General features: G+C 43.0%; 21 protein-coding genes. 11 read left to right on the top strand and 10 right to left on the bottom strand.

What is annotated here, in order from left to right:
* The first annotated feature begins 392 nt into the window (after positions 1–392).
* The 7 genes from A3C46_00105 (at position 393) to A3C46_00075 (ending at position 5,797) form a co-directional block, all read left to right on the top strand.
* Positions 393–1,136: a hypothetical protein gene (locus A3C46_00105; GenBank protein OGQ22152.1), complete on the top strand. Its 744-nt coding sequence runs from the start codon at positions 393–395 to the stop codon at positions 1,134–1,136.
* A gap of 97 nt (positions 1,137–1,233) precedes the next feature.
* A complete protein-coding gene (locus A3C46_00100) occupies positions 1,234–1,506 on the top strand; it encodes an addiction module toxin (protein OGQ22151.1) in 273 nt (90 codons plus the stop codon).
* Positions 1,507–1,514: 8 nt separating this feature from the next.
* Positions 1,515–1,787, top strand: a complete 273-nt coding sequence (locus tag A3C46_00095; protein OGQ22150.1) for a hypothetical protein — start codon at positions 1,515–1,517, stop codon at positions 1,785–1,787.
* 13 nt (positions 1,788–1,800) lie between these two features.
* Positions 1,801–2,301 carry a hypothetical protein gene (locus A3C46_00090; protein OGQ22149.1) on the top strand — a complete coding sequence of 167 codons (501 nt, stop codon included), beginning with the start codon at positions 1,801–1,803 and terminating at the stop codon, positions 2,299–2,301.
* Positions 2,301–3,167 carry a hypothetical protein gene (locus A3C46_00085; protein OGQ22148.1) on the top strand — a complete coding sequence of 289 codons (867 nt, stop codon included), beginning with the start codon at positions 2,301–2,303 and terminating at the stop codon, positions 3,165–3,167. Before A3C46_00090 ends, A3C46_00085 begins: the two co-directional genes overlap by 1 nt.
* Positions 3,168–3,180: 13 nt before the next feature.
* Positions 3,181–4,464 carry a hypothetical protein gene (locus tag A3C46_00080; protein OGQ22147.1) on the top strand — a complete coding sequence of 428 codons (1,284 nt, stop codon included), beginning with the start codon at positions 3,181–3,183 and terminating at the stop codon, positions 4,462–4,464.
* A gap of 13 nt (positions 4,465–4,477) precedes the next feature.
* Entirely contained in the window at positions 4,478–5,797 is a 1,320-nt protein-coding gene (locus A3C46_00075) for a hypothetical protein (protein OGQ22146.1), read from the top strand.
* Between the two features lie 202 nt (positions 5,798–5,999).
* Here A3C46_00075 and A3C46_00070 read toward each other — a convergent pair whose 3' ends face one another.
* The gene (locus tag A3C46_00070) at positions 6,000–8,927 is read right to left on the bottom strand and encodes a hypothetical protein (GenBank protein OGQ22145.1); all 2,928 of its coding nucleotides are present in this window, start codon (positions 8,925–8,927) and stop codon (positions 6,000–6,002) included.
* Positions 8,928–9,142: 215 nt separating this feature from the next.
* Between A3C46_00070 and A3C46_00065 the strand changes: the two genes are divergently transcribed.
* Both A3C46_00065 and A3C46_00060 read left to right on the top strand, forming a co-directional pair.
* Entirely contained in the window at positions 9,143–9,937 is a 795-nt protein-coding gene (locus A3C46_00065; GenBank protein OGQ22144.1) for a hypothetical protein, read from the top strand.
* Between the two features lie 15 nt (positions 9,938–9,952).
* Complete coding sequence (locus A3C46_00060; GenBank protein ID OGQ22143.1) at positions 9,953–11,245, top strand: hypothetical protein; 1,293 nt, start codon at positions 9,953–9,955, stop codon at positions 11,243–11,245.
* A 189-nt stretch (positions 11,246–11,434) separates the two neighbouring features.
* Here the strand turns inward: A3C46_00060 and A3C46_00055 are convergent, their stop codons facing one another.
* Genes A3C46_00055 through A3C46_00025 form a run of 7 tightly spaced genes read right to left on the bottom strand, consistent with a single transcriptional unit; the run spans position 11,435 to position 18,550 of the window.
* A complete protein-coding gene (locus A3C46_00055; GenBank protein ID OGQ22142.1) occupies positions 11,435–11,614 on the bottom strand; it encodes a hypothetical protein in 180 nt (59 codons plus the stop codon).
* A gap of 4 nt (positions 11,615–11,618) precedes the next feature.
* Positions 11,619–12,716, bottom strand: coding sequence for a peptide chain release factor 2 (locus tag A3C46_00050; GenBank protein OGQ22141.1), 1,098 nt, complete (start codon positions 12,714–12,716; stop codon positions 11,619–11,621).
* Positions 12,717–12,762: 46 nt separating this feature from the next.
* Positions 12,763–14,424, bottom strand: a complete 1,662-nt coding sequence (locus A3C46_00045) for an apolipoprotein N-acyltransferase (protein ID OGQ22140.1) — start codon at positions 14,422–14,424, stop codon at positions 12,763–12,765.
* Entirely contained in the window at positions 14,424–14,774 is a 351-nt protein-coding gene (locus A3C46_00040; GenBank protein ID OGQ22155.1) for an rRNA maturation RNase YbeY, read from the bottom strand. Before A3C46_00040 ends, A3C46_00045 begins: the two co-directional genes overlap by 1 nt.
* A complete protein-coding gene (locus A3C46_00035) occupies positions 14,734–17,106 on the bottom strand; it encodes a hypothetical protein (protein ID OGQ22139.1) in 2,373 nt (790 codons plus the stop codon). Before A3C46_00035 ends, A3C46_00040 begins: the two co-directional genes overlap by 41 nt.
* A complete protein-coding gene (locus tag A3C46_00030; protein ID OGQ22154.1) occupies positions 17,099–18,070 on the bottom strand; it encodes a phosphate starvation-inducible protein PhoH in 972 nt (323 codons plus the stop codon). The genes A3C46_00035 and A3C46_00030 overlap by 8 nt, the downstream gene beginning before the upstream one ends.
* Before the next feature lie 18 nt (positions 18,071–18,088).
* Entirely contained in the window at positions 18,089–18,550 is a 462-nt protein-coding gene (locus tag A3C46_00025; GenBank protein OGQ22138.1) for a hypothetical protein, read from the bottom strand.
* 104 nt (positions 18,551–18,654) lie between these two features.
* Between A3C46_00025 and A3C46_00020 the strand changes: the two genes are divergently transcribed.
* Together A3C46_00020 and A3C46_00015 are read left to right on the top strand one after the other, a co-directional pair.
* A complete protein-coding gene (locus A3C46_00020) occupies positions 18,655–19,431 on the top strand; it encodes a nucleoside triphosphate pyrophosphohydrolase (protein OGQ22153.1) in 777 nt (258 codons plus the stop codon).
* Complete coding sequence (locus A3C46_00015; protein ID OGQ22137.1) at positions 19,395–19,748, top strand: hypothetical protein; 354 nt, start codon at positions 19,395–19,397, stop codon at positions 19,746–19,748. The genes A3C46_00020 and A3C46_00015 overlap by 37 nt, the downstream gene beginning before the upstream one ends.
* 109 nt (positions 19,749–19,857) lie before the next feature.
* Here the strand turns inward: A3C46_00015 and A3C46_00010 are convergent, their stop codons facing one another.
* Positions 19,858–20,691 carry a hypothetical protein gene (locus A3C46_00010; protein ID OGQ22136.1) on the bottom strand — a complete coding sequence of 278 codons (834 nt, stop codon included), beginning with the start codon at positions 20,689–20,691 and terminating at the stop codon, positions 19,858–19,860.
* Entirely contained in the window at positions 20,666–21,271 is a 606-nt protein-coding gene (locus A3C46_00005; protein ID OGQ22135.1) for a hypothetical protein, read from the bottom strand. Before A3C46_00005 ends, A3C46_00010 begins: the two co-directional genes overlap by 26 nt.
* Positions 21,272–21,543: the final 272 nt, after the last annotated feature.

Here is a 21,543-nt window from a genome sequence, read left to right as displayed (position 1 = left end):
AGGTGGAGAAGCAATTTAACGAGTGGTCAACGCCGAATCAAACATTACGCAGATTATGCGCAATTACTTAAGACGCTGTGTATATTATGATTGATACGAATAGGCCGAAAGATCGAGAACGAATTGGAAAGGTTTTAGATGAAGTAAGTTTAAACAAACAATTACTTGAATCGATCCTGGATCGTCATTTTCTTCGAAAGAAATGGGAAAATTACATTGAAAAAAAATAAAACAATAGATGCTCTTTTCCAGGCGAAACAAAAGCGACGCCGCGAATTAGCAAAACTTTCCATTGAAGAAAAAGTAAAAATACTGGTGAAGCTTCAGCAAATCGCTTCTCCCATTCTCTTAGCCCGCGGATTAAAAAAGAAACCGTGGAAAATTTGATAACTATGACAAAAAAGAACGCACTCATTGTCGGAGCAAGCTCAGATATTGGTCAAGCCCTCGCTGTTACCATGGCAAAAGCTCATTTCAATATTGGGGTGCATTATTGCCAAAACGAACAAGTTGCCCAAAAGCTCGAACAATCGATCATAAAAAATGATTCACGAGCCAAACTCCTCAAATACGATCTTGCTCATCCTGAAAATGCGAAAAAAATGATTGATGATTTCGTACATGATTTTGGAACAATCGATCTCCTTATCAATACTATTGGCCCCTTCTATTACCGAGATATTCTTGAAGTGACACCAGAACAATGGACTGAAGCTATTCAGCTCAATCTTAATGTGGTTTATTATGTCACATATTACGCTTTGAAATATCTTCTTGAATCCAAAGGGCACATCATTAATTTTACATTCTCTGGTGTAGAAAATTTGAAAGCCTGGCCCTTGTCTGCAGATTATTGTGCAGCTAAAGCCGGTGTTGCTGTTTTGACAAAAACTTTGGCTGTTAAACTCGGCCCCAAGGGAGTACGTGTAAACGCTATCTCTCCGGGGGTAAATGAAACACCAGGCTATACAGATGAAGAGTTACTCAAAATCGCAAAAGAATTATCTATGCCAATTCCCTACGGCCGAACCAGTAAATCCAAAGAAATTGCTGAAGTGGTAAAATGGCTTGCTGTTGAGAGTCCTGAATATCTCACCGGCGCCCTTATTCCTGTAGCCGGTGGGTGGGAATACTAAATTCGTCGATTCAAGCCGTGGTTTTTCTTAAAAAAAACCAAGAGTTAAAATAAATCTTTGTTGACATATTTAATATATTGAATATTTAGCATATTAAATGTATATTGTGTTCGAACATAAGTCGGTCGAGAAGTCTTTGAAAAAGACTCCTCTTGAAATTAGGAAGAACTATCTAGCCTGGAAGCGAATTATAGAGCTCGAGGGACCACAAGGGTTACGATTTATTAAAGGTTTTCATGATGAAGCGTTGAAAGGTGAATGGCAGGGATTTCGGTCCTCTCGATTGAACAAACAATGGCGTGTTATTTATAAGATCGATAAGGAACAATTGATTGTGTATGTGGTAGAAATTAATCCACATACTTATTGAGGTGAAACATGAAAAAAATTAAAAAGAAGGAATTTATTTTAGCCAATGATTCTATTTCAATGACGCCTGGTGAAATGTTGGCAACACTTCGAAATTTACAAGAGTTAACTCAAAGCGAACTTGCAAAGCTCACAAAGATGACTCAGGCTAATATTTCTAATATGGAGTCAGGCCGTCAACAAATTGGCCGAGATCGAGCACTCGTCCTCGCAAAAGCACTTAAAGTACATCCAGCGGTGATTATGTTTCCAAACTATCGTGTCGTCGATGAAGCTGCGTAAAAGAGCTGCATAAATGACTCCTGAACAAATCATTCGCATTTTGAAGCTCGAACCACTTCCTGAAGAAGGTGGATTTTATCGTGAGATCTATCGATCCACAGGAAGCATACCTGAAAAAATCTTAGGCGGACTTCATCAAGGCGAGCGAAATTACGGCACGCATATTTTTTATCTGATTACACCAGAAGAATTTTCAGCGCTTCATCGCCTTCCGCAAGATGAACTCTTTCATTTCTATCTGGGAGATCCGGTTGAAATGTTTCAAATTGACCCAGACGGAAATGCAAATTCGGTTATCTTCGGCAATGACCTGACAAAAAATCAGACGCTCTTTCATCGTGTCAAACCAAACACGTGGCAAGGAACTCGGCTTTTGCCAGGAGGAAAAGGAGCACTTCTCGGCTGTACCGTGATCCCCGGTTTTGATTTTCGCGATTTTGAACTTCAGACTCGTGCACAACTCGTGCAGAGTTACCCGCAACATAAAGAAAACATCATGCGCTTCACACGATAATGAAAATTGCTTATCTCCGCTCACCGAATACTACTTACTATCTTCAGAAAACGGGATTTCTTGATGAAGTTGAAGTTTTAAAACCTTACTTTGCTGAGCTTGGATTTCAACTCGTTTCAGTCAACTGGCAAGATCCGAAAGTCGATTGGCAACAGTTTGATTTCGTTATCCCCAAAAATGCATGGGACTATTTTGATTGCCACGATCAGTTCACGCAGTGGCTCGACCGCATGGATCAAGCAAAGATCCCTGTAAGAAATGCGACCGAACTCATTCGCTGGAATTCGGAAAAAGGTTATCTCCTTGAGCTGCAGAAAAAAGGGGCGTCCATTGCTCCCCTAACTATTCTTCAAAATGAAGAAACGCTCTTTCATGCGCTGACTGAAATCAAAACTAATCGCGTTGTTGTAAAACCTCTTGTTTCAGGTGGCGGAAAACAAACAGATGTTTTTGCAAAAGAAAACCGCACCGCAATTCAAACCGCAGTAAAAGCAATTCTCAAAAAGGGACCGGCTCTTCTTCAGCCATATCTCGAAAAAGTGTCACAAGGAGAATATTCTTTCTTCTTTTTCGGTGGAGAGTTTTCGCATGCCGTCGTGAAAATTCCCAAGCCTGGCGATTTTCGTGCGCACAAATTATTTGGCGCTACGATGAAAGCAATCAAACCATCTTCTGAAGAAATTCGAATGGCAGCAAACTATTTAGAACATCTTCCTTGTCAACCGCACTACGCACGCGCTGATGTTATTTTAGTGAAGAAAAGTTTCTTTCTGATCGAACTTGAGTTAATTGAACCCTATTTATATTTAGAATACGCTGACACAAAAGCGATTACCTCTTTTGTTCATACAGTGAGTGAAAACTGAGAAGGAGGAGGAGTTGCCAGCACTTGCCCGTCGATTAAGTTTTCTCTCTCTTGTCTTCTACGGTGTTGGTGCCATTCTAGGCGCCGGAATTTACGCACTCGTCGGAAAAGTCATTGATGTAACGGGGACTGGAGCATGGCTCAGCTTTATCTTTTCAGCGCTTCTCGCTCTCATAACAGGCCTCAGCTATGCGGAGATGAGTGCTCGCTTTCCAAGTGCTGGCGGCGCTGTCATCTTTGTAAAACGAGCTTTTCCTGGACAATTCATGGCAACACTCGTGGGCATTCTTGTTTTAGGAACAGGTCTGACAACGACTGCCACGGTCACGGTCGCGTTTAGTGATTATTTCACGCAAGTCTGGATGATTCCGAAACCGATCGTACAAGTCTTGCTCGTGACAGCGCTCTCTTTTCTCAGTTTCTGGGGGATTCGAGAATCCTCGTGGGTTAACATGATTTGCACCGCGGTTGAAGTCGCGGGACTGATAGCCGTTATTGTTGTTGGCGTATATCTTCTGCAAAATGTCTCGATTGATGTCGTAAGAGACCGAACTCTTGAACATGTTGACTTCATTTCCATTTTCTCTGGAGTCACCATCGCTTTTTTTGCATTTATCGGTTTTGAAGATCTCTGTAATTTAGCGGAAGAGGCAAAAAACCCTTCACGCGATCTTCCTCGCGCTATTCTTGTTTCAATTGCGATTTCAACCTTTCTCTACGTTCTGGTCATTCTCGCACTCCAAATGACGATACCCACAAAAACAATCATCGCTTCACCAACTCCCCTTCTTCTTCTTTTCGAAACCGCGAATGCACAATGGATGCTTCACTCTTTTGCTTTCATTGCCATGATGGCGATCGGAAACACAGCGCTCATCAATCTCATCATGGCTTCGCGATTAATGTACGGAATGTCCCATGAACAGTTACTGCCAAAATTTTTCAGACAAGTGCACAATACAAGAAAAACACCTTGGCTCGCAGCCATCGTTGTTTATCTCTTTGTCCTTTTATTAATTTTTACCGGCGGACTCAAGATTTTAGCGCAGACCACAAGCTTTCTCATCATTGTGGTCTTTCTCTCTGTTCATGTAAGCCTTCTTCGCACGAAATGGAAGCATGCTAAGACTTCCCACTTTCGTATCCCATTTTGGGTTCCATGTTTAGGAGCCCTTACGTGTATTGGTTTAATCATTTTTTTCCCTTTCGAAGTTTATTTACGAAGCGGTCTTTTTTTTGCAATTGGATCTCTTCTATGGTTCTTTCAAAAACGTCAGACAACGACTTCAACGACATAGGGGAAAATGAATAATGGAAAACACTTCTCACGACATCAAATTAGCTCACATTGTTGAACAACTCAAAAATCACAAAAGCACGTCTCTTTCTCTTCGCAAAGATGCCGTGTCCCACATGGTTCCAAATCCGAATGATCCCAAACATAAAGATCAGAAAATTAGCATTCGCGGATTAAACCGTATTTTAAAAATTGATACTGAGAAGAAAATCTGCATTGCAGAACCCGGTGTTACGTTTTCCGATCTCGTCAAAGAGACACTTCCGCTTGGGTTTATTCCTTGTCTTGTGCCTGAGCTCAAAACCATTACCCTTGGTGGAGCTGTCTCGGGCTGTTCGGTTGAGTCTATGTCCTATAAATACGGAGGCTTTCACGATAGCTGTTTAGAATATGAAGTGGTCACAGCAAAAGGAAAAGTACTGCAATGTTCTTCTCAACAAAATGCTGACATTTTCCATATGCTTCACGGATCTTATGGAACGCTCGGCATTCTTACGAAACTCACGTTTCGACTGATCTCTGCAAAACCGTATGTCAAGATGAACTATATTTGTTACCCAACCTTCGCCGATGTCACTCATGCCATACTTGAATATATAAACCTCGGTAGTGTCGATTTCATCGACTCTATCATTCACGCCAGAGATAAAAATATTTTGTGTCTTGGACGCTTTGTCGATCATGCGCCGTGGACAAGTGATTACACTTTTCTCAACATTTTTTATAAAAGTACTCTTTGTAAAACCGAAGATTACCTCTCCACTTACGATTATCTTTTTCGCTACGATACTGAATGTCATTGGCTCAGCAAAACCATTCCTGGAATGGAAACCAAACCGATGCGATTTCTCTTCGGAAAATTTATCCTCTCTTCTACCAATCTTTTAACCTGGTCGAAGCGGCTGGCGCCGCTTCTTAAACACGATAAACGACCTGATGTGGTTGTCGACGTCTTTATTCCCAAGAATCAACTCGAAAAATTTTACGATCTTTATGAAAAGCACATTGGGTATTACCCACTTTGGGTGCTTCCTTATAAACGTGTGCAGAAATATCCGTGGGTGAATGACAACTATGACAAAAAAATTAATGATGATCTCTTTTTTGATATTGCTATTTATGGTCTTCGCAATCGTCGACGCGATGTGAACTATTATAAATTGTTGGAAGAAATGGTCTATGAATGTAACGGCTTAAAAACGCTGATCTCACATAACTTCTACAACCGAGAAACATTTTGGAATATTTACAATCAAAACAACTACACAAAGATTAAACAACGGACAGATCCCCATAATCTTTTTCGCAATCTCTACGATAAATTTCACTTCTAGTACTTTGTCGACTTGTTGTCATCCTGAGTGAAACGAAGGATCTCACGTTATCACTTATCAAACCGTTGAAGATTGGATTGACCCCATGCTCTCGACGTAACAGGGATCGAACCATGATTCGTTTGACCTTCTCACGCGAGAAGTCAAAGGAAAAGTTTCCGACACTCTACTCAAATGAACTTAATGGATGAGATACTAGTCATCACAACATTTCAAGAAGTTCGTTGAGATCCGTATGATATTTTTGAGGAAGTTTTGCAAAAAGGATGTTGTGGGTGTTGTTCTTTTTATGATGCCGCGCTGATTCCATGTAATATTGAACTCGTGAAAGCATTTTTGTATTTACACTATCCCGATTGTTTCCTCCAGTGAGTGTTGTTACTGCGCGTTCTGCGTTTCCGAGATGATAATGCAGCGCTCGATAAATAAGCCCTCGTACATGGTGCGTCATTGTTTTTGAACCAGCGCCAAAACCGAAACGTTCCTCAGCATGGGAAAGATTAAATGTGACTGTTCTCAATACGGAAAGTTTTTTCATATCTTCAAGATCAAAAGGATGCGAAATATCTCTGACGATTGGAGCAGGCATTGATGAAGCGTGTAGATGCTGTAGCTCAATTTGACTCACATTCTCAAAGAGGGCGTGATCAAAAACCTGATCGACAACTCCTTTGAGTTCACTGACATGATATCTTTTATAGGTATTCGAAGTCAGGAAGGTGAGCGCTTCAGATGAAATGGTGATTTGTTCTTCTCTCCCTTTATTTCTCAGAGTTAAAAAAGCTTGTATGAGAGAAAGAATATCCTCTTTTCTTTCTGCTAATGACGGCACACGAATTTCGCCGCGTGCTTGAATGCGTCGTAAAAAATCAAGACGCATTTCACCAACGCGAACGAGATCATCAAGTGGTTTGTTGGTGGCAAAGATAAAGCGGACATCTACAGTCATGGGAGACCCTTGACCTGCAGCGCTATGAAAGGGGCGATCTTCAAGCGGGAGAAGGAGAAGTTGTTGCGCTTTTTGCGGCAAAAGCTCCACTTCATCAAAAAAAAGAGTGCCACCGTCAAATTCTTGCAAGATGCCCTGTTGACCATTTGGGTCAATCCCCTGAATGCCACTCTGTTTTCCGTACCCAAAGAGTTTTCCAAGAACAATGAGGGGATCAGCAGATGCAAATTCAGCGCAATTAAATTCCCCAAAATTTCTTTTTTGTCGGTGACTAAGAGCATGAATGACATTCGCAACACCGGTTTTCCCTGAACCTGATGGTCCGATGATGACAACAGGGCTTCGATCTCGTGCCCGAATTGCGGCATCCCGAAGTGTTCGAAGCCATGCTGCGCTTGTTCCAATGGCGATCGTTTTGCGCAATTCTTGAAAGAGTTTATTTTCACGTTCCATCGCTGAAATTTTGAGACGGATCTCTTCGGTCACAAGGGGATCCAAAGAAGGAAATTGATGATCAGCTGTTTTCAGTTGAAGGAGTTCTTCTTTTTCGTAGAGTTCTTTCCCGAAATGGCGAAGAGAAGAGACAACATTTTTTATATCCTGATCCACCTGAGTTGTTTCAATGTCATGTCCTTCACGCAGTTTTTCAACTGCCTCTGCCAGTGGTTTCGTTAAAGACGTCAGCCGGCGCTTCATGAAGAAAAAAAGAACGATACTCAGGAGAAGGACTCCGAAGATCATCAATATGTTCATTGTACGAATATGTTTCGAATGAAGAAGAAGAGCATCAAAGGCAATGCCGACTTGAAGTGTCGCATATTGTCTTCCTTTGAGCATCAGAGGATCATGAATGCTGAGAGTGCTGATGTGAGGACGATGGAACGTTCCTGCTCGAATGTGATCAATAATTGAAGTTCCTTTTTCTCTCGGGTCGCTCGAAGCAATAATGGTTCCATGTTGAAAAATTCGTCCCCACACGATGACATCGTCGATACTCTCCTGAAGGATTGTATCGAGTCCATCGTCCGCAGTTTTGGCAATACTTGAAACAGCGCGAAGGTTCATGTTTTCGATTCTGCTCATGAGCGAGACTGCATAGTTATCCATAACTCCGAAGAGAAGACGTGTTTGTAAAAATGCGATGATGCCTGCTGGTGCAAAGATGGTTGAGACCATAATGCTGACAACAAACATCGTGAAACGTTTTCGTGTCACAAGAATAAAAAAAATGATGAGAAGAGCGAGACATCCCAGAAAGAAGAGAGTCCATCGACGATGATCGTTTTTGAGGTCGTCAATTCTTTTTGCAACGATCGTTGGAATTTTTTGGTAGGGAATGCTCGTTGTTAATTCCGGAATTTTTTTTGCTTTCGCTGCATACGTTCGAACAATGTCAAACGTATTTTCTGTTTGAAGAATAAATCCGTCCCGCTCGGTGATACGACGAATATCAGGAGAGACTTTTTGTTCAAAAACAAGAAGTGCGTTTTGAATGGTTTGACGTATGTGAGAATCAAGGTCTTTGCGTACGGTGACAGGTCCAAAGGGAATAGCTCCGGATCTCCTAATAATTTTCAGCCGATTCTTTTTCTCCTCCGGAAGCATTTCAATAAAAAAATTGCCAACAGCCACAACATCAACAGAGTTACTCAGTAGAGCTTCAAGAGAACGATCATGCGATCCCGTAAGGACAATCTGACCAAAAAAAGTTTTTGGGTTCTCAATTCCTGCTTCTTCCAGCATAAGACGGGGAAGAAGATATCCTGAAGTTGAAAGAGGCTGGGTCAAGGCGAGTCGTTTTCCCTTCACATCGTGAATGGTTTCGACGCTTGCTTTTGCGGGAACGACAAAAACACTATAATAAAACGTTGTTCCATGATTGATTTGCCCTACAAGGATGTCTGCTTTTCCTCTCTCCATGGCAACCACATGTGAAAAAGCTCCTCCTTCGTAGAGATCAATGTCACCCTTTTCCAGCGATTCGATAAGGCCGAGGTAATCTTCACGAAGCGTCATTTCAAACATGTATCCGGTTTCACGTTGCAGGTAGTCAAGAAGAGGAGACCATATTTGAACGCTGTGTTCGATGTCATAGCCCCCCACAAATCCCATTCGGATTGTTTTTGCATCAATACGAAGTGGGAGGAAAACAAAAATCAAGATAAGGAAAAGTCGTTTCATGCTTTTAGGAACCTCGATATCAAAACATCACTCACTCATCGGTTGCAGTACAAAAAAGTTTCTTCATTTACCACACTTTTTCCACACTTTTCTTGACTGTTCCCACCTCAAGCACACACTGAGTTTTTAAAATAAATAAGTTATTTCAAACGGTTAAATAATTTATGTTTTGGCACAAAGATTGCTATCCATTTAGTCGAAATAGAGGAGGATACGTGAGCGACAACAACATCTATGGGCTTGACGTTGTACTCATACGGGATGTCAATGAGAATCAACGCTTCGATGTGGGAATCGATAAAATCTGGAGTAAAGAGGTGTCAGACGGAAAATATACGCGCTATCTGAGACCAGATGCTCCTGAAGTTCGAGCCTTGGAAGATTACTTTGACATCACATCCTTAGATGGACTTCCACTGCGCGCAGCAGCCGACTATCTCATAAATCTGCACTTGGCTTCACTCCTTATTCCTTTGGGGGACATACGTGGCTGCTGGTATCTTAAAGATGCTCGCTCGTTTGCACGAAAGGCAGGAGTCAGGTTTGATGTGGAATATGAAAAAGCAATTTTGAGGCAGAGCAACAATGTCTCTCGGTTTCTTTTACCAGATGACAGCGGCGATCCAGATGCAGAGTTTTCTCCTTTCTTTTTTCTTCCACCTCCAAAGATTCAAGATGAAACCTCTGTGATGATTGGCATTGGAGAGAAGAAATATTTCCTTCGCGGGAAAAAGGTGAATGCAAAAGGAAACGATTTTTTGCTCGATCCCTCTCAAATTCGAGGAATAACCGTTCCTCTGAAAAAAAGCGCAACACAAAAAGAGCGAGCAAGTCTTGTTCTTTATTCGCCTGAATATACTTTTCTTATCCGACAAGGGATAACCGCAGTGGAAAGAAAGAGTGCTCTTTATTTTCCATTCGTCCCTGTTGGTCAATACGAACTCCGTGTTTGGGATGGAAGCTATGATGAACCGATGAAGTGGCAAGAAGAAAGAGTTATTGTCAAATAACAAGAGGAGGATGTTATGGCAGATGTTTCACAAGCACGGGTTATCAATATTCCCCACTATCTCACCGCACTTTCACAGCTTCCAGAGGTCACACAGCAGGAGGTTGAAAAAGTGCGGACGACCTTGCTTCCTTTTGCTGACAATGGTGGCAATATCAGCTTTTTGCGCGGCATTGAAGGAGATGGGAAGATCTCGTTTCTCCAAAAAGTTGAGGCTGTACCAGGATCAAAACGCTGGATCACGACCAGCACTTATCTTGATGATCGCGGATTCTTAGAAAATCCGGAGACGAACTTTCGTGAACGTTTCTCCCTTCCCTTCTCTGCCTATTTCTTTGCCGGAATTTTTGGGATCGATGAAATGAATGTGCACCGACGGCAACGAGCAACAATGAAAAATTGGGGTCTCAATCCTTTTCTCCCAACGATTGTGCGCGTTGATCCTTGGGGTGTTCATGAACGCACGAAAACATCTTTTCCCCACATTGATCTCCACTTTGAACGACTTGTGGCGGGCTTAAGCCAGCTCTATGCTTCGTTCGAAAAAACAGGAGATATTGAAACAGCAGTACGTCAGAAAGCGCTGCATTTTGTTGAGGGAGCAAAGGCAGTGTCTCTTGAAGCGAAGCCATTATTTGTTGCACTCGAGACCGATGAGGAACGTCTCTTGAATCTCACCAGTGAATATGAAACCCTTGTGGCATCAATTCCCCTTGCCACACAGATGAAACTCAAGGAAGAAGCTACACTTCAGACGAGTACGTTACCCATTACGTCAAATGACGACATTCGTCGGAGACATGCCATCATGCGGCAGCGAATCGAGTCGTTGCAGGCTGCGATCACAGAAGGGAGGGCCCTCGTACAACGAGTAACGAAGGAAGTGGCTGATGAGAGAGAACGAAATGCACTCATCCAAAAGACGAGCACATTATGGCAGAGCGCAGAAGCCATGTATCGCGCCTCAATTGGGCCGGGGGGTGGAGATTCAGATGTGATTCGACGCATCATTGATAGCTATAAACCATTGCGTTCTTATACTTCACCTTCCACGCGGAAGGAAGTGGAGCAGGCGTATGCAGCTGCAGAGGCGATGTTACGCGAACTTGGAAATGACGATGATGGGTGGGAACAGTTCAAAAAGTATTACTGTTCTCAGGGACGATTCGTTTCGAGGCATGCGTGTGATGAAGGAAGTTGGAGCGAGTATCTTCTTGACTGTCGTTTTGGCGTCAGTAATCGGGGAGAAACAACAAGCAGCGATGATGGATGTAAGAATAGACCACCAAAAGAACCAAACTATCGGTAGAAGTTTTTTCTCTATTCGCTCGCGCGGGGTGAACCCGACGCTCGCTAAGAGATCCTGCTCTCCCCCTGACAACCCCCATCGGAACTCCACCCCGCGCGCAGAGGACCATGCCCTTGAAAAATTGGGGTCAAGTCTTGACTTTTCATTTGTTCAAAACAGTGAAAAGTCAAGACTTGACCCCATCAGATCCTACAAGCAGGAACAAACCTTACATCCACGCTGATCTGTCTCACATTCTAAACTTCCCTCCCAACACATCCAAGGCTCATATTCTCGACATTCGCCATAACCATAATCTTTTTTCTTCATCGTCGCGCATGAGAGTACAAAAAGAATCATGAGGATATAAAGTGTCTGTCGAAAAGACATATCTTTATCCGGTAAATTCTAGAAGAAATTTTCGCATAAATTCATCCAAGTCGCCATCCAGCACCGCCTGCACGTTCCCGATTTCGGCATCGGTACGATGGTCTTTAACGAGTTGATAGGGCTGCATGACATACGAGCGAATCTGCGACCCCCATTCGACACGTTTTTTGGCTTTTTCACGCGCTTCGAGCTCTTTGCGCTTCTTCTCCATTTCTAATTCATAAAGTTTTGCGCGGAGCAACTTCATCGCTACTTCACGATTTTGATGTTGGCTTCGCTCGCTCTGACACGCAACAACTGTATTTGTCGGAAGATGCGTCAGTCGCACTGCAGATTCTGTTTTATTGACATGCTGCCCACCAGCTCCTCCAGAACGAAACGTATCGATCCGAAGATCATCGGTTTTAATGTCGATTTCAATATCATCCTGAATATCGGGAATCGCATAGACGGAAACGAAAGAAGTATGTCGACGTTTGTTCGCATCAAAGGGCGAGATACGCACCAAACGATGCACACCATTTTCAGCTTTCAGATATCCATACGCAAAATCACCACCGATCGTCATGGTGACACTTCGAAAACCGGCGCCCTCCCCTTCGGTAAAATCAACAATTTCATGCGAGTAACCTTTTTTCTCAGCCCAGCGTTGATACATGCGCACGAGCATCGACGCCCAGTCGCAAGCTTCAGTGCCCCCAGCTCCGGCGTTAATCGTGAGAATAGCGCCACTTTTGTCTTGGGGACCTGAAAGCATACGCTGAAATTCCATGGCTTCAAGCGCACTCTCCACTTTTTTGAGTTCTCCTTTAGCCTCTTCGAGCAACTCAGGTGCCTCTCCATCTGCCGCAAGTTCCAACATTGCTTCTATATTTAAGAGAAATTTTTGTTGTTCTTCGTACACGTCAACGCACGATTTCAATTGATCCTGTTCTTTGGTCAGTTGCTGAGCACGTCGCGTATCATTCCAAAAATTGGGCTGCGCCCTTTCTTGCTCGATCTCCAGAATGCGATGACGCTTTGATTCAATATCAAGAGCTTTTGCAAGCATCACGAATTTCTCTCCATATATCGTATGTAATTCTTTCAATTCTTTTGTCATAATTTCTTTCCTAAGAGCTCACCTCAATGTCTTTTGATCATTTTTGTCATTCACGCGTAGGCGAGAATCCAGATGACCTGTCTTTCCATCTCATCTTCAACAGAAAGACAATGCCAAAAAGAAGATAAAGAACGCACCCCCAAGCAAACCAATCGCCGAGCGTCACATACGTACTAAGGGAAGTAAGAAGAGGAACTTCTCCGACAATGACTAACGTTTCATTCAACGGCGATTGTTGGAGAACGCGTCCGACAGGATCAATGAGAGCAGTAACACCTGTATTGGCCGCACGAAGAACCGATCGCCTTGTCTCCACGGCACGCACAACTGAAGAGAGCAAATGTTGCTTTGGAATCGGTGAAAGACCGTACCAACCATCGTTCGTTATATTCACCAGAAGGTTGGCTCCATTCTGAACATGCGCTCGGCTCAGAGAAGCATAGAGATCTTCAATACAGATAAGCGGGCCAATGGAAAGACGATCAACGACAAGAGGTCGAATCTCTTCTCCAGGTAAAAGAATCCCGATCGGTCGAGTGACTGCTGTGAGAAATGGAAAAAGAGATCGATACGGAATATATTCGCCAAAAGGAACAAGATGAGTTTTGTGATAACTGGAAAGATATTGTCCACGAGCATCGTAGAGAAGTGCACTATTATAATAAGAGTGTTCCGATGCTTTGGTAACCGCTCCGACAAGGGAAAGTGGTAAACGCTGAGAAACATCAAGCGGTTTTCCGCCGAGCGCATCATTATAAAGAACAGGTTTCTTCAGAGGGATAAGAAAGCTATAAGCTCCTTCGGGCCATACAATCAGATCGACCTTGGAAGAAAAAACTTTTGCCGCTTCAGTGGTATAAACCTGCAGACGATCCATCGAATTTTTAAGCGTGGAAGATGTCTTCGGTGAAAGATTTCCCTGTAAAAGCGCGACGCGAAGTTTTGATGCGTGCTGCACTATTTTTTCCATGGAACGTATTTTCAAATGACCATACCCAAAGCAGAAAAGAAAAAGCAGCAATGTCACCGCACATTTTTGAAGAAAAAATGTGGTTCTTCTATCGTCATTCCCGCATGCTTTAAACGGGAATCTCATGAGATCCCCGCCGGAGTTTATCCCGGCATGCCGTAAGCCGGGACGGGAATGACAAACAACTTCAGTTATAAAAACATTTGTCCACACAATAAGAAATGTGAGACCGAGACTCCCCATAACATCCACGATCTGAAGCGGAAGGAGCCAATGAGCTTGAGACACGGAAAGCTCTCCCCATGGAAATCCTCCGAAAGGAAAAATATACGTTCGGAAAAATTCAAAACTAACGTAACACACCGGAAACCAAATAATGAACTCACCCTGTTTTCGAGAAAGGAAATATGAAAGCCACGGAAGAAAAGCCATGTAGAGCGACAGAGCAAAAATTAAAAGAGAAGTAAGAGTAAGGCTCGTGACAAAAGAAAAATGACCAAAAACACGAATCGCCGTTTCAATGGTGGCAAGTTGACACGCAAAAAAGAGGGAAAAGAGAAGAAACGAAAGAAACCAGATGCGACGAAGGCTCGCTTCTCGTGTGGCCAAAAGAAAAGGGACAAAGGCAATCCAGACGAACAAGGGAGAGTGAGGAATTTCCCATCCTGCAAGAACAGTGGGAAAAGAAAGCACGAGGAAAAGCGCGCTTATACCAGTAGTAATAATATGAATTGTCATTACAATATTCTCACTAAAGCTTCAAACTCTGCTCTTCGCATACGATGACGATCCGATGCTCGTACATCATCATATCCTTGAAGATGAAGAAGACCATGCGTTATCAACAAAAGAATTTCCGAAAAAAGAGGAACCGCACGTTCACGTGATTGTCGTCGAGCGGTATCAAGCGAAATCACAACTTCGCCTGCGTTTTTCTCATCTCCGTAAGAATAAGAAAAAGAGAGAACGTCCGTAGCATGAGAAAGATTTCGAAATCTTCCGGAAAGTGTTGTAATCGCGTTGTCATCAATAAAGATGATCGCCACACTATGTTTTCCCTGAATTCCCGATAAGCTGAGGAGACGCAGATGCTTGATGATTCTTTTTATCGGGACTCGAAACTTCGGATGAAGATTTTGAATGCTGTAGTTCACGATCACTTCCCTCGTCGAAATTTCCTTCTGACTTCGGATATTCAATGCGTTGATGATAAATACCGAGCAAAATTCGAACAAAAGCATTTCCAATCGCTGTGAGATCTTGAAGGGTGAGCTCACATTCGTCAAGCTGAGACTCAGAAAAAATATCGGTGATCGCGCGCTGGACCGTCTGTTGAATTCGAATACTTGTTTTTTCTTTGAGCGAACGAATGGTGGCTTCGGTCACGTCCGCAAGCATCATAATGGCCGCTTCTCGCGTTTGCGGTTTTGGACCTGGATACTGAAAATCTTTCGGATCAATTTTATCAATGCCGGGATTCGTTTGAGCTTTTGCTTTTTCATAAAAATAACTGATCATTCTGGTGCCATGATGCTGCGGAATCATATCGACAATCACTTTTGGAATGCCCGCGGTCATGGTCATCTCCACACCTTCTTTAATATGCGACGCGACAATAAGAGCTGACATATGCGGCGTTAAACGATCGTGTCGATTCTCGAGCCCTTTTGAATTTTCAATAAAGTACGCTGGCTTTTTCATCTTTCCAATATCGTGATAATAAGCTGCAACACGTACCAAAAGAGCATTTGCGCCGATCGCTTCCGCCGCTGTTTCTCCAAGGACACCGACTAAATGAGAGTGATGATACGTTCCTGGGGCTCGCACAATCAATTCGCGTAAAAGAGGATGATTGAGATTGGCAAGTTCCAGAAGTTTGATGTCGGTAACATATCCCGTCAATGATTCCACGGCAGGAAGTGAAATCATGACCACAATGGCGCTTGTCGCTCCGCCCAAAAAAGCAAAAAAAGCAACCCAGAACAGGGCGCCAAGTGTCAGCGGTTCCGTAAGGGTCGTGCTTCCAATGAGTTTCAGACCAATAATGGCAATGGCATTGACGAGTCCCAGAAAAAGTCCCGCTCGGATAATCATGGTTCGTCGGTCAATTTTTGAAGCAATGAGGACCGCCGCAAGCGAGGAAAGAAGAGAAAAAGGAACAAAACGAAAACCAGTTTCAGGAAAGAGTCCCACAAAAAACGCCATGGGAATCGCAAAAATAAAAGCGCATTCCGCAGAGAGAAGCATCCGAATCAACATTGTTCCTGCGGCAAGAGGAATAGCATAATTGAGCGCTCGATCAGGGAGAGAGAAGAAAACTACCTGTTGAATCGCAGGAGCAAGTGACAAAGAAATACGAAGCACAAAAAGAGTCGCCAGCGCAGTCGATGCCATCAAAAAATAATCAGAAACCGTCGGATGAAAACGACGAATGTATCGCTCGCCGACAGAAAAAGGAATGATCAGAAAAAGAAGGACGACAATAAAATTCCCAATGAAGTAATAGGGATAAGAACCTTTACTCCGTTCACGTTGAATGCTTTGAAGCATCTTAATATGTGACGGCTCAAAGCGAGATCCATTGCGAATAATCATTTCACCAGCAGTGACTTTGATAATGACATTTTTTACATTGGCCATGGCTTCCGCATGGCGTCGTTCCGATTCCTGACGATCAAAAGTACAATTGGGTTCAATCAGCTTTCGTGCAAGAGCCACCAGATGCTGCTCTCCTGGAAGCTGTGATGTCAGTTTCGCACGAGCTTCTTCGGTAGAAAGAATCGTCGAGATATCTTCAATTTTGGTCTCTCCCGTCGTAATACGATTCCCTTCTTCAAACTTCGTGCGACGAAGAATAGCGCCCCTCTCTTTTTCTGCGTCGAGCGTTCCACGTTCAGCGACAAGCGGAACTTTCATCGCTTGCCCAATGAACGCTATCATTGCTTTTTCGACATGTTCACTAAAACGTTCTTGAAGAAGCATTTTCCATTCGGCATCGGCAATGGTAATCCCCAAGTTTTGGCTGAGCTCACTGCGAAGAAGCGAAGAAGCTTTCTTGCGAGCCTCGGCAAAAGCGCTTCTGACCCGTTCCACAATGGTTGTCGAAAGACCTTCATCAAAATTATAAACAGGAGGGACATCATCAAGCGCTGCTTTTCGAGCAGCCTCTGTCACTTCTTCATCGATAATTTCATAATCCCGATCAGCTTTAATATCACTATTCGCAATCTGGCCTACGATAAGAGTATCGGGAACTCGTTGAATCGAAAACGTGGTGATAAAAACAATGGCGAGTGCAAAGAGAACAATAGCACTCCACCACATCACCGGATGCTTAAAGAGAGAAAGAATTTCATCAAGATCAAGATGAAAGTATTTTTTGAGAAGAGAACGCAAAGTCTGAAAAAACTTTCTACGCATGAGGTTTCTCGTGTCGTTGATATGCTTCTACAATACGTTGCACCAGCGGATGGCGAACCACATCCGAACTTTTTAATTCATGAAAAATGAGTCCTGGTTCATGGTGCAAAATGCGTTGAGCTTCCAGAAGTCCTGAGCGAACGGTCTGAGGAAGGTCAATTTGGGTGACATCGCCGGTGATGACCATTTTCGAATCGGTCCCAAGACGAGTGAGACACATTTTCATTTGATGATAGTTACAATTCTGCGCTTCATCAAGAATGACGAAAGCTTTATGAAGCGTTCGACCTCGCATAAAAGCAATCGGCGCAATTTCGATCACATCACTTTGGATGAGTTCTTCCACACGTTCCACTTCAAGCATATCGTACAGCGCATCATAGATCGGACGGAGATACGGATTCACTTTTGCCTGCATGTCTCCAGGAAGAAAGCCGAGCTTTTCTCCCGCTTCGACCGCGGGACGAGCAAGCACGATGCGTTTATATTCTTTTCGAAGAAGCGCCGTCACTGCCATTGCCACTGCAAGATAGGTTTTTCCAGTACCTGCTGGTCCAATGCAGAAAACAATATCGTTTTTTCGAATCGCATCGATATACAGTTTTTGTCCCGTCGAGCGTGGCACAATGGCACGACGTTTCGCAGGAAGAAAAATGCTATCAGAGAGAAGGCTTTCAATATCGAGATTCACATCGCGCGAAAGAAGCGAAAGCGCATTTTCAATTTCAGATCCCAAAATAGGGTAACCACGCTTCAAAAGACCATAGAGCTTATTGAGAATCCGCTCTCCTGTTTCAACATCACCGTGACCTCCTTCAATGCGAAGATCATTGCCACGAACATGAATATCAATTCCGAGCATGCGCTCAAGCGACTTGAGATGCTTGTCCTCGGTGCCAAAGAGATCGCGCGCGACATTATTATCCTCAAAGTTTAAATGGATAACTTTGTCTGCATCTGTCATTTTCTTCGCCATACCTCTTTACCTCCGTGGAGCCGGTTGTTTTGTGGGTGGTGTTTTTGTTTCTGGAGTTTCACCAAACACATGAACCAAAAATTCGCGGCGTTTCTCTCGTGCTTCAAAATCGATCAACATAATCTCTTCGCGCGGGGCTAACATTAATTTTTCATCTTCAAAAGGGAGCGACAAAGCTCTCCCAAACATTTCAGCTTTGACTCTGGGACCGATGCTCACAATTTCCTTGCGTTTTGTTTTCGTCTCCACTCCTTCACCCGGGAAAAGCTCTGCTGCTGCTTTGAACTGTTTCAAGAGATCATCAAGCGGTTCTCCAATAAAAAACCCGGCGCCTGATTCAGGCGTTTGCACAGTTACGAGTCCCTTTGAAATTTTTGATTCACGAAGCGCTCCTCGGACATCGTGGATCACCGATCGAATATAAATTTCCGCAGGAGTATTAAAAAAACATTTCTTGAAGTAAATCATGCGGAGAGTAGTGTATCGAAGCTTTTCACCTCATGCAAAGAAAATTTAACCCCGAAACGGCGCAGCCGTTTGACTTTCTTGGGTTTTTTCCTTATGGGCCCTGCATGTCTTCGCCTTCTTCCGCACATTTTGAACGCCTCCTCTCCATTATGGAAAAACTGAGATCTCCGGACGGTTGTCCGTGGGATAGAGAACAGACCTTTCAAAGCATTACTCCACATACATTAGAAGAAGCGCACGAAGTGGTTGAAGCAATCGAGAAGCAAAACTTTGAGGGACTTGCGGAGGAACTGGGCGATCTGCTGCTCCAAGTGATTTTCTATGCTCAAATGGCGGCAGAAGAGAAACGATTTACGATCGACGATGTTCTTCAAAAACTTTGCGATAAATTGGTCCGTCGTCATCCGCACGTTTTTGGCGACAAAAAAATTCATGACAGCAAAACCGTGTTACAGAATTGGGAAGAGATCAAAAAAACTGAAGGAAAAAAGTCGGTCCTTGACGGCGTTCCCAAAAACCTTCCCGCTCTCCTTCGCGCTTCTCGTTTGGGAGAAAAAACTTCTCGTGTCGGTTTCGATTTTCCAAACATTGAGGGAGTCTTAGAAAAAATTGCGGAGGAGATTCAGGAATTCAAACAAGCACAAACCAGCAGAAACAGCGCAGCTGAGTTTGGAGATCTGCTTTTTAGTCTTGTGAATTATGCACGTTTTTTAAACATCGATGCTGAAGGGAGTCTGCGTCAGTGCACAGATCGTTTTATCTCGCGCTTTCAGTGGATCGAACAAGAAGCACAACGAACACATAAACATTTGAAAGACTTCACTCCACAAGAATGGGACGACCTATGGACGAAAGCAAAAGAAAAACAGCCATCATTATGAACGCAGTGGTCTTTCCAGGCATTGGACATTTCATGCTGGGAGAGAAGAAAAAAGGGATGACGATCATGGCACTCACCTTGATCTTTATGTTTTCAGGACTTCTCGTCTATCTTACTGCACTCAATACACAATTAGAATCTTTGAACTTTGCATTCTCGGTTCAAAATCAAGTTACCACAGCCCTTCATCTTTCGTGGAAAACCTCTTACAAACTTGTTCTCATCTCTCTTTTAGGGCTCCTCGCAGTATGGTTTTACTCCGTTTTTGATATTTGCTTTCGAAAAAACAAATCATTTAAAGAAGATCAGTCCAAGTAATAAAAATGTAGATCTCGGTCTGCGAAAAATGCTAAGCCATAATTACCTATGATAAAAAATGTTTTGTAAATTTTGGACCAAGTGATGAAACAGAAGTGACCAAAAAACATCAGACGCTTTCTGGTCGTGAATGCATCAGTTGCCGAAAGAGATCTTGGTATTTTTCAATCCACGCCTCTTCACTCGGATCTTCCAAAAAATGACGGATATCTTTCAGGATGAGAGATGGAGAAACCTCTTCGACTTTTTTCTGTAGCGCACCGAAAACCTCTTTCTCTGATGCAAATCGTTTTCCTTTCAAACCACGATTGACATAGTCAAAATTCAGTGGAGTTTTTCGGCTCAAGTACCAGATGAGATCATAATAGTCTCGTCCCCGAGTAAAAGGACGGCCTAAGAGTGCCAATACTTTTCCTGCAAACAACGTTGAAATCTCATGTTTGAGAATCGGATAAATTTCTCCGAATCGATTCACAAAAAAACTTTCGCGTTCTTCTTTTTTCAATGTTGGAGGATGCACATCAACCTCCAATTTGATATGTAACTTTTGATCTTTTCTTAAGCTCCGTAGTTCAAAATGTTCCGCAAAACCACTGAATCGAAGAAAAGCTTTTTGTACCACTTTCTCTTCTTGAACAGATGTCATCAGAGAAAAGCCACTCAACTCAAGTTCTCGTTTCAGATGAGAGACCAGAGATGAAAAACGATAGATTTCACTCGGAGCATCCAGACAAAAATCGAGATCTTCTGAATAACGCTTGAGATCGTAACAGACGCGTAAACAGGTCCCACCCATAAAAGAAAGGACTGCACCAAACTTGGACTGAAAAATGAGTTTCAACACCAAAACTTGAAGATATTCACGAATAACATTCAGAACTTCTTCTTCAGTCGGTTTTTTTGCACGACGCAGTTCTTCAACGATTTTTTTTGCTCTTTCCATAACTCTCCAAAGAAGTGATGAGTTCAAAAACTTTCCGCACTCTTGTTTTTTTGGCATATGCCTTTGCTTTACGAAAATCGACTTCTTTTAAATGTTGCCAACGAAGTGCATCCCAACATTCATCCGTTGGAAGCAAACGCCCACTGTAAAGATAACAATAATCAACCATCGCCTTCTCTTGAGACGCCATACATGAATCTGGATCGTATCCCCAGAAGAGATCTTTTTTGAGGTGACGATAGTCAAAATCTCCAAGAGCTGTTTTGAAATGCCGCGTGGCCTTCGTCGTCACAAGCGTCAGACTGAAAACGACATCAGGAAGAAGGCCATAATAATGAAGCGCGCTTTCTAAACTAATGTATGAAGGTGCATAAAGAAGAGGACCTACCTCTGTTTGACCCGAAATCTTTCCCGGAAAAGCATAAACTCCCCTCTTGAGACGCAGAAGCTCACCACTTTTTACCCACTGATGAAGTTGTAGGTTAAGCGTAGCAGGGGCAGTGTCCCATGCCACTCGTGAAGCCTCTGAAAGAGCAAAAATTCCTTTTTGCATCTTTTTCTGAAAATCTTTAAATTTCATTTGATTATATATTATTATAATTAATTAAAATTTAGCAAGATTTATTTTTGAAGTGATTTCCTTCTCACAATCGCCATAAGTGCTGAAAACTCTTCAGGATGAATGAGTTTAGCGGCAACAAAAAAAACGGCCATTCGGACGGGGTCAAGTCTTGACTTTTCACTTTTTAACTTTTTGGGTCCAATCAAGGTACATAGGTAACAAACAATACAAGGCACATCGGTAACACATGATACGGGGGCATAAAGGAGGTTTTTATGCCCTGGAAAGAG

The organism is Deltaproteobacteria bacterium RIFCSPHIGHO2_02_FULL_44_16, assembly GCA_001798185.1.
GTDB lineage: Bacteria > UBA10199 > UBA10199 > 2-02-FULL-44-16 > 2-02-FULL-44-16 > 2-02-FULL-44-16.
The sequence above is the reverse complement of the archived record's forward strand: the minus strand, read 5'-3'. Positions and strand labels throughout refer to the sequence as shown.